The organism is Clostridium sp. LY3-2, assembly GCF_024705715.1.
In the GTDB taxonomy this organism is placed as follows: Bacteria; Bacillota; Clostridia; order Clostridiales; family Clostridiaceae; genus Clostridium.
The window spans coordinates 89390-105045 of the sequence record NZ_JAMDLQ010000012.1; the positions used below are offsets into that span (position 1 = coordinate 89390).

Consider the following 15656-nt stretch of genomic DNA (forward strand, 5'->3'; position numbering starts at 1 on the left):
CTTACCAATCTCCCTTTAATACCTTTAAAAGATGTCTTTTATTTATTATTATCAATAAAACTAATGCAATTAGGATTTCTAAAGTAATCCCAGTAATTAAAATAGTTAAACCTACTTTTAAATTAACCCTAATTATTAACATAAATAAGGCTATAAAGCCGTAAGTTTTTAAGATAAAATAAAAATACTCTTTAAATTTTTCTAAATTGCTGTATCCGTGAAAACTTCTAACAGAAATCAGCTTTTTATTTTGATTGAAGTAATTATTTATGCTTTGAATTATTATTACAAAAATAATTATAACTCCACTTATTAACCCTAAAACTAAGTTCTTAAAGTAATTTTTATACTCATTTATTTTAAACTGCACTTCTTCATTTGCATAATTTACTCTTAAACTAGATGAATCTATCCCTGAAGATTTAATAATATCCTTGAATTGTTTATGCAACGGTTTATCTTTATCTACCTTTGCTTTTAAGGGGTTCCCGTCTGCATTAAAAATATAATGATTCCACCCTTTAAATAAACCATCCTCTGTTCCAACAAACATAACAGGGTCTAAAACTTTATTTCCTTCTGTACTCACATTGATATTATACGAAAAATATTCTTGGCTAGGTTTAGTCCAAATTATTTCTATTTTATTGTTATCTCTGTAAGTGGACTTCCAGTTATTAAAGTATTCTTTAATTTCCTTTATATCTTTTTTATACTGGGTAGGTATTAAAATCACCCAATTTTTATTTCTTTCTGAAACTACAATCTCATTATTAAATTCATCATAAATTTTATGTTTATTTAAATAATTAGGGTTTATATAGCAAGCCTTAGAATAGTATTTACTATCTTTATTTAAACTAGAGTTTAGATCATTAAAAATAGAAAACTCTGCATAAATAGCTCCCTCTTTATTTAGCTTTTTATATAATTTATCTTGCCCTTCTTTAAATTCTTCCGAATCAAAAACAGTAGGATCTAATGAATCTAAGTTAAATGTTACATAGTCATTAGCTTCTTCCCAGCTGTTATATTTACCATTATATATTTTTTTAACTTCATTAAGTTTCTCTAATTGGTTACTTATTATAAAGGTAAACCCTAAGATTAAAACTATTTTAATCACTGTATTAAAATATAGGATTTCCTTAGTGTTTCTCATATTTTTGATAACTAAATTAATCTTTATTTTTTTCAAATATAAATAAGGTATTGAAACAAAGATTATAGTAATTATTAGCATTATTAAATATATAAAAATCATATTCTTTAAAAATATAATATAACTACCATTAAACCTATTTATAAATATCTTACTCAAAACTATAATAGTTGCTATATTTGATATAACTTGAACTAATACTATACTCTTTAATTCTTCTCTCCAAATATCTAAATCAGAATATCCTAATAATTTTTTTATTCCAAATTCCCTATATGAATTTATTATGTTATAAATCAAAATTATTATAATTAAAAAATATAAAACTCCTAGATAAAAAAAGCTTATTGAATCCTTTTTACCTATTGTTTCACTTTTACTATAACTCAAATCTTCCACATCAAATATATTGCATATATCCTTTATCTTTTTATCTATATCTTTATTATTTTCAAAACTAATAGTTACAAACCCCGTAAAGCTCATTCCATCTTTAAGCATTATTTTTAAAGGTTTTATCTGTAATATATCATCATCTGAAAGTACTTTAATAATTCCAAGTTGCTTCTCATACTTAGAATTTTCAGTAGATAAAATTTGATCCTTATTCATAGAATCTTTATTAAGCTTCACTCCACTATCTAAATCTATCTTTTCCATATATCTATCATCATTTAAATATGTATACTTTATAATTTTTTCTTTATCATCATCTCTATCTACCCTTGTGAAAAATATTGATGAGTTAGTTTTTTTAGATATTTTTTCAAATGCTTCGTACTGCTTTTCCCTATCTAGCTCAGCTAAATTTGCTGGAATCATAATATCATAACTATTTTCTAAATTGTTCTCTATATTTTTAATATTAAAAATCTCATCACTTTCAAATTCTTTTAAGTATATGAAAAAAGATAATACTGAAATAATTATGATTAATAATTTAATTAACTTTTTCAAAGCTACCCCCTATTTAATTTTTAACTATATTCTAATCATTTGATTTAAATATATTTCCCCCTCTATTTATAATTACATATTTTTATAATTATGTAAATTAAAAGAATATAGTTTTAAAATTAAATAAAAAAAAGATGGATTCCTAAGAATCCATCTTTATATATAATCAAAGTTTTGATTATTCTACTTCTGTAACTTTCATTAAGTTAGTTGTTCCAACTTTTTCTACAGGTACTCCAGCAGCTATTACAACTGTGTCACCTTTCTTAACGAAGTTTCTAGCTTCAGCTATTTCAACTGATTTATCCATCATTTCATCTGTTGAAACGAATTTATCAGCTACCATTGGGTATACTCCCCATGAGAATGCTAAAGTTTTAGCAACTTTCTCGTCTGGTGTTATAGCTAAAATTGGGCAGTGTGGTCTGCATTGAGAAATTCTCTTAGCAGTAGCTCCGCTTTGAGTTGAAGTGATTATTGCAGCAGCTTCTAATTCATTAGCAGCGTTAACTGTAGCTCTGCTTATTACTCCAGCAACAGCAGGGATGTGTTTAGTAGCTTTTGATACAGCTACTTCGTGTGATAATTGCTTTTCAGCTTCTGTTGCTATTCTAGCCATAGTTCTAACAGCTTCTAATGGGTAGCTTCCGTTAGCACTTTCCCCTGATAACATTATAGCGTCTGTTCCATCTAATATAGCGTTAGCTACGTCTGAAACCTCAGCTCTAGTTGGTCTTGGGTTTCTGATCATTGAATCTAACATTTGAGTAGCAGTTATTACTGGCTTACCAACAGCGTTACATTTTTCGATGATCATTTTTTGTACTGCAGGTACGTTTTCTATTGGAATCTCAACTCCTAGGTCTCCTCTAGCAACCATGATTGCATCTGATTCAGCTAAGATTGAGTCGATGTTATCAACACCTTCTTGGTTTTCGATTTTTGAGCAGATTAAGATGTGCTCTCCACCGTTTTCGTTTAATAATTTTCTGATAGCTCTTACGTCATCAACTTTTCTGATGAATGAAGCAGCGATCATAGTAACTCCGATTTCACAACCGAATTTTAAGTCTGAAGCATCTTTTTCAGTTAATGCTGGTAATTGGATGCTTACTCCAGGAACGTTAACTCCTTTGTGAGTTCCAACTAAACCTGTGTTCATAACTTCACAGATAACTTTGTTTCCTTCAACTTTTCTAACTTCTAATCCAACTAAACCGTCATCTATTAAGATTGTGTTTCCTGGAACAACGTCGTTAGCTAATCCGTCGTAAGTTACTGAACATTTAGTAGTGTCTCCTACAACTTCTTCTTGAACGTAGATAGTGAACTCAGTACCTTTTTGTAATTCAACCTTGCTTGGTTCGAATTTACCAGTTCTTATTTCTGGTCCTTTTGTATCTAAAACGATAGCAACCTCTTTGTTTAATTCTTTTGCTAATCTTTTAACTTTCTCGATTCTTCCACCGTGCTCTGCATGGTCTCCGTGTGAGAAGTTATGTCTTGAAGCGTTCATTCCTGCTTCAATTATTTGTCTTAAAATATCGTCGTTTTCACTTGCTGGTCCTATAGTACAAACCATTTTAGTCTTTCTCATTGTAATAACACTCCCTCTTTGTTTTAATAATTCAAATCTTGTTTAAATTATTATTTTGATAATACTTCAGCTAATTTATACATATCTTCATCGATAGTTCTTTCTTGAGCTAAAGCTTCATCTATATCTAAATCAACAATTTGATTGTTAACTGATCCAATAACTCTTGAAGTCTTACCTTCTAATAATACTTCAACAGCTTTTCCACCCATTCTAGAAGCTAACACTCTGTCGAAAGCACTTGGGCTTCCTCCTCTTTGAATGTGTCCTAAAATAGTTGCTCTTGTTTCTATTCCTGTAACATCTTCTAATTCTTTAGCAAGTTCGAATGCTCCACCTATACCTTCTGCAAGCATAACTAGGTTGTGCATTTTTCCATTTTGCTTTCCTTCTAAGATTGTTCTAGCTAATTCGTCTTTGTCGAATCCTTTTTCTGGAGTAATGATTGCTTCTGCTCCACCAGCTAATCCTGTGTAAAGAGCGATATCTCCGCAATTTCTTCCCATTACTTCTACAACTGATACTCTCTCATGTGAAGTTGAAGTATCTCTAATTTTATTTATTGCATCTAAAACTGTGTTTTGTGCAGTATCAAATCCTATAGTATAGTCTGTGTAAGCTAAATCGTTGTCGATTGTTCCTGGAAGACCTACAGTTTTTACTCCTAATTTTGATAGAAGTTTTGCTCCCATGAATGATCCATCTCCACCGATAACAACTAGTGCGTCAACACCATAAGCTTTTAATATTTTAACAGCTTTTTTTCTTACTTCTTCTTGTTTGAATTCAGGGCATCTTGCAGTTCTTAAGATAGTTCCACCTCTTTGGATTATATCTGAAACTGAAGTTCTATTCATTGGGAATAACTCACCATTTATAAGTCCGCTATATCCTCTTTGAACTCCCATAACTTCAATACCTGCTGCTAAAGCTGATCTTACAACCGCTCTGATGGCAGCGTTCATTCCAGGTGCGTCTCCGCCACTTGTTAAAACAGCTATTTTTTTCATCTTTACTCCTCCTTATTAACCATAGGGGCTTGTAAAGTCCCACTGGTTTCAAAACTTCCCATGTTTATATGACCGAATATTATTGTACATAAATTACTTTAATTTATCAATCTATATTTATAACATATTTAATTTAAGTCTAAGTAAGTTTTCAGAAATTTGATACAAATTTATTATACCCTATCAAAACTAAAATTATATATTATTACAGTCTTTTTATAGAATTAATTTATGTAAAATTTTTCATTTATTATTTGTTTAATAAACATAGGTATTTTTAATAATTTATTAATAAATAAACTTATTTATTTGCAATTTAATTTTTACATTCTTAAAAAATGCGACTTTTTTTTATAAAATTCGCATAAAATTAGATTTTAATCATATTATAATTATCTACTGTATCGATATAAATATCAAGTCAAATCTTGTCTAAATTACTATAATTAATATTAATTTAATCAAAAAAACTGTAATTTTACTATTGTAAATAATTACAGTTTTTTAAAATCCACTTATTTTTCTACTATTTTGACATTTTTTTCTCCATACTTCTCTTTAAGTGCAGAGATAATATTACTTTCTGTATTTATCCAAGTATCTCTAGATAATCTATAGCTTTTTCTATCTTTTTCATTAAATAAATATATAGCTGTATCACCTTTATACTCGCCATAATTATATTTTAAATCCTTGTTAGCTATACTCATCTCTACAGTATCTTTAACTCTTATATATACTTTTTCTGAATTTACTTTTTCTAATCCTTCAACTTTTTCACATAAAAGTTTAGGTTCTTCGTCTTCTTTTAAGCTTATTCTTCCCTTTATTGTAACTAGGGCGTCTTGTACTACCGAATCACGAACTCTATCTAACGTTTTAGGGAATATTACAACTTCTATTTCCCCGCTTAAATCTTCAAGTTTTGCAAATGCCATAATAGTATTATTTCTTGTTACTTTTTGATTTACTTCTGTTAAAATACCACCTAAGATTACAGTTTGGTTATCATGAATTTCTATATCATCTAAGACTTCGTCTTCAAGTCCATTTTCAGAAGTTTCCTCTAAAATTTTGTGAGCTTCTAATATAGAATTAATCTCTGTTGTAGTCTGCATTTTAAGGCTTTTAACATAATCATCTAAAGGATGCCCTGAAAGATACATTCCAGTCATTTCTTTTTCCATAGCTAGAAGGTTTCTCTTATTAAATTCTTTAATGTTTGGATAGTCTACTTCTGGTAAATCTGTCTTATCCTCTTCTAATGCGAAAAGACTAATTTGCCCATCTATATTTCTCTTTTTTTCGTTTGCTACTCCATCCATAAGTTTTTCAAAAACCGCAAGCAGTTTAGATCTATAAACTTTAAAACAATCTAAAGCTCCAGCTTTTATTAAACTTTCAACAGCTCTTTTATTTATAGCTGATAAATCTATCTTGTTTATAAAATCCATTATAGATGTGAATTCACCTTTTTTATCTCTAGCATTTGTTATCCCTAGAACAGCATTAGCTCCAACGTTTCTTATAGCTGCAAGCCCGAAGATAATCTTATCTCCTTCAACTGTAAATCTAGCATAACTTTTATTAACGTTTGGAGGTACAACCTGTATCCCCTGACTTTCTGCAAATTTAATGTAGTGCGCTACCTTTTCTGATGTACCTATTACAGAGTTAAGCATGGCTGCTATCATCTCTACAGGGTAATACCTCATAAGGTACGCAGTTTGGTAACCAACTACACCATACGCCGCTGCATGACTCTTATTAAATGCGTAACTTGCGAAGTCCATCATCATATCGTATATCTTATTTGCTGCGTCTTCTGAAATTCCATTCCTTACACAACCCGGAACTTCTACATTTCCATCTTTATCAACGATACCGTATATAAAGTTCTTTCGCTCTTCTTCCATTACTTTATGTTTTTTCTTAGACATAGCTCTTCTTACAAGGTCACTACGTCCCATTGAATATCCTGCAAGTTTTCTAACAATTTCCATTACCTGTTCCTGGTAAACCATGACTCCATAAGTAACATTTAGGATATCCTCCAGTTCAGGTGTTAAATATTCAACCTTATCTGGGTTTCTTTTTCTTTCTATATATCTTGGAATCTCAGCCATAGGTCCCGGTCTATAAAGTGATATCCCGGCGATTATATCCTCTAAGTTATCTGGTTTTAATTCCTTCATGAAAGAAACCATACCAGCTGATTCTAATTGGAATACCCCTGCTGTTTTCCCTGATCCTATCATCTTATAAACTTCTTTGTCATCCATATCGATTTTATCTAAATCAATATCGATTCCTTTGTTATACTTAATCATCTTAACTGCATCTGCCATAACAGTTAATGTTCTAAGTCCTAAGAAGTCCATCTTTAAAAGACCTAATTCTTCTAAAGTAGTCATTCCAAATTGAGTTACTATCATCTCATCATTTTTCTGAAGTGGAACATACTCAACTAAAGGCTTTGAGGCTATTACTACACCAGCTGCGTGAGTTGATGAGTGCCTTGGAAGACCTTCTAAATCCTTACTTATATCAATTAAGCTTTTAACTCTTTCTTCTGAGTCATAGGCTGCTTTTAGCTCTGGATTTAAATCCAAAGCCTTTTCTATAGTTATACCTAGCATAGTTGGGATCATCTTTGCAATCCTATCAACTTCAGCATAAGTATAATTCATAGCCCTTCCTACGTCTCTAATACAAGCTCTTGCTGCCATAGTTCCAAAAGTAATAATTTGAGAAACGTTCTTTTCTCCATACTTTTCAACAACATAATCTATAACTTCCTGCCTTCTTTCATAACAGAAGTCAGAATCGATATCTGGCATACTTACCCTTTCAGGATTTAAGAATCTCTCAAAAAGTAAGCTATATTTAATCGGGTCAATTTTTGTTATATCTAAAGTATATGCAACTATAGACCCTGCAGCTGAACCCCTTCCTGGGCCTGTTGGTATACCATTTACAACAGCATATCTTATAAAGTCCCAAACTATAAGGAAGTAGTCAACGTATCCCATTTGATTTATAACTCCAAGCTCGTAATTAAGCCTATCTATTATAACCTTAGCTTCTTCATTTTCATCAGCAAAAGCATTTACTTTTTCATAATCATATTCTTCATTTCTAAACTTTTCTAAAACATCATATCTTTCGATAAGTCCCTTAAAACATACATCCCTTAAATAAGTAAAAGGATCTGTGTTTTCTGGAAGTGGGAATTTAGGAAGTTTTGAAACGTGGAACTCGTAATCAAAGTTACATTCTTCTGCAATCTTTACAGTGTTTTCTAAAGCCTCTTCAACGTAAGAAAACATATCATACATCTCTTCTGGAGATTTTAAATAAAACTGGTCTGAAGGATATCTTCTTCTGTTTGGATCTTCTACAGTTTTTCCAGTTTGGATACACATTAAAATATCGTGAGATTTAGAATCCTCTCTATTTATATAGTGAACGTCATTTGTTGCAACAAGTGGAATTCCTGTTTCTTTTGAAAGTTTAATATTAAGTTCATTAACCTTTCTTTGTTCTTCCATATTGTGATTTTGAAGTTCTAAATAAAACCCATCTTTAAAGATATCTTTGTATTCTAAGGCCACCCTCTTAGCTTCATCATAATTATCATTAAGTAAATGACCTTGAACTTCTCCTCCAAGACAAGCACTTAAAGCTATTAACCCTTCACTATGCTTTCTTAAATAATCGTGATCTACTCTAGGTTTATAATAAAACCCTTCTATAGATGCATCTGATGCTATCTTCATAAGATTTTGATAACCTATTTCATTTTTTACTAAAAGAACTAAGTGGTTAGTCTTATTTTCTTTATCTACCCTTTTGATATCCATAGACTTGCTTGCTACGTATATTTCAGAGCCAAGTATAGGTTTTATACCTTCATCCTTGCAAGCCCTATAAAAATCGACACAGCCGTACATAACACCATGGTCAGTTATAGCTATGCTATCCATTCCTAGTTCCTTTGCTTTTTTAACTATCTTTTTTATCTTTCCAGAACCATCAAGCAAACTATATTCTGTATGAAGATGTAAGTGACAAAACTTTTTATTATCCATCCATTCACATCCTTTCTTTTTAATAAAGTTATAAGGCCATTAGTATGAACCTGACCTTATCTCTTCTGCAATCTTTTCAATTTTTCTTAATCTGTGATTTATACCTGATTTTCCAACAGGTGGATTTAGCATTTCTCCAAGTTCTTTTAAAGATTCCTCTGGGAATTCTAATCTTAAATTAGCTATTTCTTGAAGGTTCTTTGGAAGTCTTTGAAGACCTATGCTAGATTTTATCAAATTAATGCTTTCAACTTGTCTTACTGCTGCATTTACAGTCTTTGAAAGGTTTGCTGTCTCACAGTTAACAAGTCTATTCACATTATTTCTCATCTCTTTTTTAATTCTAATGTTTTCTAGCTCTAAAAGACAAGTATGAGCTCCTAATATACTTAAAAGGTCTACTATTTTTTCTCCTTCTTTTAAGTAAATAATATGGCTGTTCTTTCTTTGAATAACTTTAGAGTTTAAACCATATGTATTTATAAGTTTACTTAAATCTATAGCATATTCTTCACTGTGAGTTACAAACTCTAAGTGATACGTTTTTTCTGGGTTACTAATACTTCCCCCACCTAAAAAAGCACCTCTAACGTAAGCTCTTTTAGTCATCTCATCACTAACCATAGAATCCTCTATACCGTAATCTAAACTCATAACTCCATCAACTTCCTTAAAGATTCCAGTCTCTTCAAGAAGTCCACGAACACCCATATCCTCTTCTATAACAACCATATAAATGTTGTTTTTCTTAAGCGAATTACTCTTTTTAACCATAAGCTTAGAGTGAATATTAAAATGTTCTTTTAAAAGTGTAAAAATTAATCTTGCACTTGCTGGGTTTTCTGTAGTTATCCTAAAGCCTAATCCTTTACCGCTAAACGCTATAGTTCCACTAACTTTCATAATAGCGGAAATCTCAGCTAAAGCCTCTTCCCTACTAATATCAGCGTATCTACATATCTCTCCCTTAACCTTTGCTGAAAATGACATGCTAAGTTCTCCTTCTATCTATATATAATTCTTTTTTCGATTCTTTATCTCTACGACAATTCATTATATCATAGATTAAATAACTTATGATACACTCGGCTCAATTTTCGACCTATTTTTTTAAAATCGGTGTGTCACCAAGTAAAAGCACCTCCCTAAAATAAACTCTAACTCTTTGCCTTAGCAAATTTAGAGTTTTAGGAGGTGCTTAAAATTCATTTCTATATCTTTATCTTTAATAAGCTAATCAATTCTAAATTGGTGAGAACCATTAAACAAAAATAAAATGAGTAGTTTAATAATAATATGGAGTGAATATCTTATATAAACTTTAGAATTTGTTTAGTTACGTAGTGTTTTTTCGTTAATAAACTTAAACCTTTTGCCTTAGCAAATTTTAAGTTTTAGAAAAATAAACGAAGTAACTATTACAAATCCTTAGTGAAATATAATAATTCACGGAGTATGTTATATTTCATCCAAAGTTTGAAAATTAATCTCCATAGGGCAGGCTTTTAATTATATGGAGATGAATTGCTCTTATTTAAACTTTAGAATTTAAGCAGTTACGTAAAAGCACCTCCGTTAATAAACTCTAACTCTTTGCCTTAGCAAATTTAGAGTTTTAGGAGATGCTTTGGAGTAACTGCTATAAATTCTTAGTGAAAAATAACAAATTCTCGAAATATAATTAAAAGTCTAGCCCAAGCATATGATTAGTTTTCACCCTTACTCATTGCGGCTCTTTTAGTTTTTTTCTCACTCTTATCACGCTCTTTTATACGCTGTGATAAATACATATACTCAATGATTTTCTTTCTATCATAAAGTAATTTTTTCTCCATAATAGTTTCAACAAGAACTTGAGCTAAATAGTCAGAATCATGTTTAACAGTTCCGTTTTTAGTTCTAGCTATGTTTCTTTCTACTACTTCTATATCTTTAAGGTTTTCTCTATCTATTTTTACTACATCTGAATTCTTTTCTTTATACTTAGCTTTCATATCTTCACTTATAACGCCAGTGTTTGCAATTACGCATTCAACTATATCACGGCCAAAATATTTTCTTAGTATTTTTACGTGATCTGAAACGTTAAAGTTATCAGTTTCTCCAGCTTGAGTCATTACATTTGAAATGTAAATCTTAAAGGCATCAGATTTTTTAACTTCGTTTGCTATTCCTTTTATTAGAAGGTTTGGAAGTACGCTAGTATAAAGGCTTCCAGGCCCCATAACTATAGCATCAGCTTCTTTAATTGCGTGAAGCGCCTCTTCTAAAGGTTTAGCGTCGCTAGGATTAATAGATAATTTCTTTATAGGTGACTTTTGCTTAAATGCCTCTTCTGGAATTTGAGATTCACCTTCTATTATGTTCCCATTTTCAAGTTCAGCAATAAGTTGCATATCATCTAACGTAACAGGTAATACTTTTCCTGTTACAGCTAAAACTGAACTCATCTTTTGAACTGCATCTTCAAAATTTTCAGATACTCCATCCATAGCTGCTAAAAAAAGGTTTCCGAAGCTTTGGTTTTTAAGCCTTCCGTCTGGAAATCTGTATTGAAGTAAATCTTCCATTAAAGGCTCAGTGTCTGCTAAAGCTAGAAGACAGTTTCTTATGTCTCCTGGAGGAAGCATCCCTAAGTCTTCCCTTAAGTCACCAGAACCTCCCCCATCATCTCCAACAGTAACTACAGCTGTTATGTTTGAAGTATAGTATTTAAGTCCTCTAAGCATAGTAGAAAGACCAGTCCCTCCACCTATAACTACGATTTTAGGACCTTTAACTAAAAGTCTTTTTTCACTTATAAGACTTTCTATTTTTCTACTATCTAGAGACATTTTTATATATCCTCTATTCATTAAGGCTATAATAGATTTTACACCTTCACTAACAGATATATAAATAACAAATACACCTGTTATATTTAAGCACATATAAAATACTTTGTAGTATGCATCATATAATCTATGATTAACTAACTCTGTAAATCCAAGTGCAATTAAAAGCACTCCAAAAAGCCCAGCAAAAAACCATCTCTTAACTCTTATCCCTGGCTTTAGCCAGTCAGACAGCCTCATAGTTTTTTAGCCCCTCTATTTACATCCTCAGAAATATCTCTATGTTCTATTCCTGTCTTATACCCTTCTTTTGATAATAAATCATATAGTTCGTTTGCTATTGCAACTGATCTATGTCTTCCACCTGTACATCCTATTGATACAATAAGTTGTCTTTTACCCTCTTGAGTATAATTTGGAATTAAGAATCTTAGCATATCCATAAGTTTCTCTAAGAAACCTTCTGTTTCTTTTTGCTCTAAAACATATTTTCTAACTGGTTCATCGCTTCCTGAAAATGCTTTAAGTTCTGGAATGTAGAATGGGTTTGGGATGAATCTAACATCGAAAACTAAATCCGAATCTACTGGAATACCATATTTAAATCCGAAACTTAAAACTGTAATAGAAAGTTCTTTGTCTGGTTCTTCAGCGCTTCCATAAAGTTCATTTATCTTTTCTCTTAAATCTCTAATCTTATATTTTGAAGTGTCGATTATTTGATCGGCTCTATCTTTAACTTCTCTTAACTTATTTCTTTCTTCGCTGATTCCAGTTAAGACTCTTGAATTAGGTGCTAAAGGATGACTTATTCTAGCCTCTTTAAATCTCTTAACTAAAACCTCATCTGAAGATTCTAAGAATAGTATTTCGTATTTAAAGTCATTATTTTTTAGATAAAGTAAGCTTTCGAATAAATCATCAAAGAATACTCCCCCTCTGATATCTGTTACTATCGCTACTTTCTCTACGCTGCCATTATTACAAGCTTCTGCAAACTTTGGTATTAATTTTGGTGGTAGGTTATCAACACAAAAATATCCTAAATCCTCTAAACTTCTTGTTGCTTCTGTTTTACCTGCTCCTGATAATCCTGTTACTATAACAAATCTCATAATAGCCTTACCTCCTTATAAACATTTATATAATTATATCATAATATACAAATTAAACTAGTTTGGTTAATTTTAAATTAAAAAAAGTAAAATTTCACTTAAAAAAGCACAGGGTACCTAAATAATAGGCACCCTTAAACTTAATTATCTCTTTCATTTATAGCTTCTTCTAATAGATCGATTAACTCTTTATTATCTTCTTCTTTACCAAAACTAATTCTAAGCCAACCATTCATCCCTAAAAGGAAACCAGGTCTAACTATAAATCCATTTTTTAAAAGATATTCGTAGATTGGTTTATCGTCTCCATTTACATTTACCATTATAAAATTGGTGTGTGATGGAAGGTATTTTAAACCCATCTTCTTAAATTCTCTCATAAAGTATTCTCTCTCTATTTTATTTAAACTTACAACCTTATTTAAATACTCTGAATCCTTCAAAGCTTCAAGTGCTGCATTTTGAGCGAAAAGATTTGAATCAAAAGGATTTATTACTCTATTTAAATATTCTACAATCTCTTCACTTGCTATTCCGTATCCAAACCTTAAAGACGCTAAGCCGTATGCCTTTGAAAAAGTCCTAAGAACTATAACGTTTTTTCTAGTTTTCATAAGTTCTAAAGAGTCTACAACGTCTAAAGTATCTTTAAATTCCATATAAGCTTCATCCATAACTATAATAACATCCTCAGGAATTTTATCTAAAACCTTCATAAATTCAGTTTTTGTAAATAATGTTCCTGTTGGATTGTTAGGATTGCAAAACCAAATTATCTTTGTTTTTGAAGTGATAGCTTCTACCATTTTCTCTATATCTAACGCATTATCTTTCATAGGGATTTCTATAGCTTCCCCTCCTGATAATATAACGTTACTTTTATATCTTGGAAAAGTTATCTCACCCATTATAGATTCATCGCCTTCTTTTATAAATGTTAAACATATATCTTTTATAAGAGAATCAGATCCTGCCCCACAAAATATGTTCTCGTTTTTTATATTTAACATTTTAGAAAGCTCAGTTTTGAAACTATATGATATAGAATCAGGATAAATATTAGTATCTGAAACTGTGTTTATAAGAGCTTCTATTGCTTTTTTCGAAGGTCCATAAGGATTTTCGTTAGATGCAAGTTTTACTACTTTATCTAATCCAAGTTCCCTCTTTACTTCTTCTATAGGTTTCCCTGCTATATAAGGTGATAACCTAGAAACTTCGTTTCTTATAATTTTTTTCATTTAATCGCCCCTCTTTATTTAACTAAAATTAGTATTTGCCTACTTTGATTTTTCTATCTATACTTCCAGTAAAAGATGACCACAAAAGTGCTCCTAATATTAATATTGCAAGTCCTACATAAGTTCCTACCTTACCTAATAGTAAACCTAAAAGATATGGCATAAGACAAGCAACTCCTAAAAAGAACAGATGCACTGATACATCTCTTGCGAATATATCTTTTTTTCTAACCTTTTTAATTTGTACTTCTGTAATTGATGGTGCTATATTAATTTTCTTTAATACCCCTACTAAAAAAGCTAATATAGTAAATAAAATGAATCCCCCAATTGAAACTAAAAATATCATAAACTACCTCCACTCCCCTTTATTTACATATATTATAGCATATAAGAAAAATTTAAAAATAGCTAGACTTAATAAAGCCTAGCTATTTAACTAATATTTATCTAATCGTTAAATTTATAAGTACACTAATTACAACAAATATTTCTATAACACTTGCATATCTTATTGCTTAATTAAAACTAAATTTAACTGCTACGATTAAAATTTCATATATTATATCTTAACTTAGAGGAAAAAACTTAACTTAAGATAAATATTAGCTTCTAAATCTATTATATATCTTTTGGAATAAATTGTAAATTGTTTTTTAAAATATTTTATTCTTTAATTAAAAAAGGCGTAAGACTTATAAATCTTACACCTTTTAGAAGTTAGTTTTACTTTTCTTCTTCACCGATTATTCTAACTTCTGTATCTAATTTAACTCCAAATTGTTTCATAACTTCATCTTGAACGTGATGAATAACATCTAAGATATCTTTAGCTGAAGCTCCACCTTTATTTATAACAAAGCCTGAATGTTTATTAGAAACACACGCTCCACCTATAGAGTAACCTTTTAAACCTGCATCTTGAATAAGTTTTCCTGCAAAATATCCTTCAGGTCTTTTAAAAGTACTTCCTGCTGAAGGGTATTCTAAAGGTTGTTTTGATTCTCTTTTTTCAGTTAAATCATCAACTCTGTTTTGTATTGTCTCTTTCTCTCCTTTTTTAAGCGTGAAAGTAGCTCTTAAAATAATTCCGCCTTCTTTCATAACTTTTGAAGATCTATATCCAAGTTCTAATTCTTCTTTATTTAAATCTTTGATTTCTCCATCTCTAGTTAAAACTTTTGCGCATTTTATAACTTCTGAGATTTCTCCGTTATATGCCCCTGCATTCATAAATACAGCACCACCTACAGAACCTGGGATTCCGCAAGCAAATTCGAAGCCTGTAAGTTCATTTTGAACTGCAAGTTTAGACACATCTTTAAGTAAAACACCACAATCAGCTGTAATATCTTCACCTTCTGATGAAATGTTATTTAGTTCTGTTAGTTTTATAACAACACCTTTCATTCCACCATCTTTAACTAAAAGATTTGATCCATTACCTATAACGTAATAAGGAATTTTATTTTCCTTACAAACTTCTATAGTTTTTACTACTTGTTCGAAATCATTAGGAACAACTAGCACGTCTACAGGGCCTCCAACCTTAAAATATATATGTTCACTCATATTTGAATTAAGCTCTATTTGATTTTCTAAATATATGTCCTTAAATAACTCTTTGTAATTCATAACAAACTCCTTCA

The 15656-nt window shown here is 30.5% G+C and carries 10 protein-coding genes; all 10 read right to left on the bottom strand.

Features of this window, described 5'->3' with window-relative positions; all coding sequences use genetic code 11:
• Position 1: 1 nt before the first annotated feature.
• The 10 genes from M4I33_RS03205 to murB all read right to left on the bottom strand — a co-directional run bounded on the left by M4I33_RS03205 (position 2) and on the right by murB (position 15642).
• Positions 2-2119 carry a DUF1430 domain-containing protein gene (locus tag M4I33_RS03205; protein ID WP_257915440.1) on the bottom strand — a complete coding sequence of 706 codons (2118 nt, stop codon included), beginning with the start codon at positions 2117-2119 and terminating at the stop codon, positions 2-4.
• 178 nt (positions 2120-2297) lie between these two features.
• Complete coding sequence (gene pyk, locus M4I33_RS03210) at positions 2298-3716, bottom strand: pyruvate kinase (RefSeq protein WP_194192193.1); 1419 nt, start codon at positions 3714-3716, stop codon at positions 2298-2300.
• Positions 3717-3766: 50 nt separating this feature from the next.
• Entirely contained in the window at positions 3767-4726 is a 960-nt protein-coding gene (gene pfkA / locus M4I33_RS03215) for a 6-phosphofructokinase (RefSeq protein WP_194192192.1), read from the bottom strand.
• Positions 4727-5241: 515 nt separating this feature from the next.
• Entirely contained in the window at positions 5242-8817 is a 3576-nt protein-coding gene (locus M4I33_RS03220; protein ID WP_257915441.1) for a DNA polymerase III subunit alpha, read from the bottom strand.
• 39 nt (positions 8818-8856) lie between these two features.
• Positions 8857-9807 (bottom strand): DNA-binding protein WhiA, encoded by a 951-nt coding sequence (gene whiA / locus M4I33_RS03225; RefSeq protein WP_257915442.1) that lies wholly within the window; start codon positions 9805-9807, stop codon positions 8857-8859.
• A gap of 716 nt (positions 9808-10523) precedes the next feature.
• Positions 10524-11891, bottom strand: a complete 1368-nt coding sequence (yvcK, locus tag M4I33_RS03230; protein WP_257915443.1) for a gluconeogenesis factor YvcK family protein — start codon at positions 11889-11891, stop codon at positions 10524-10526.
• Complete coding sequence (gene rapZ, locus M4I33_RS03235; RefSeq protein WP_257915444.1) at positions 11888-12766, bottom strand: RNase adapter RapZ; 879 nt, start codon at positions 12764-12766, stop codon at positions 11888-11890. Before rapZ ends, yvcK begins: the two co-directional genes overlap by 4 nt.
• Before the next feature lie 140 nt (positions 12767-12906).
• Positions 12907-14007 carry a histidinol-phosphate transaminase gene (hisC, locus tag M4I33_RS03240; RefSeq protein WP_257915445.1) on the bottom strand — a complete coding sequence of 367 codons (1101 nt, stop codon included), beginning with the start codon at positions 14005-14007 and terminating at the stop codon, positions 12907-12909.
• A 28-nt stretch (positions 14008-14035) separates the two neighbouring features.
• Entirely contained in the window at positions 14036-14356 is a 321-nt protein-coding gene (locus M4I33_RS03245) for a hypothetical protein (RefSeq protein WP_257915446.1), read from the bottom strand.
• Between the two features lie 377 nt (positions 14357-14733).
• Positions 14734-15642 carry a UDP-N-acetylmuramate dehydrogenase gene (murB, locus tag M4I33_RS03250; RefSeq protein ID WP_257915447.1) on the bottom strand — a complete coding sequence of 303 codons (909 nt, stop codon included), beginning with the start codon at positions 15640-15642 and terminating at the stop codon, positions 14734-14736.
• Positions 15643-15656: the final 14 nt, after the last annotated feature.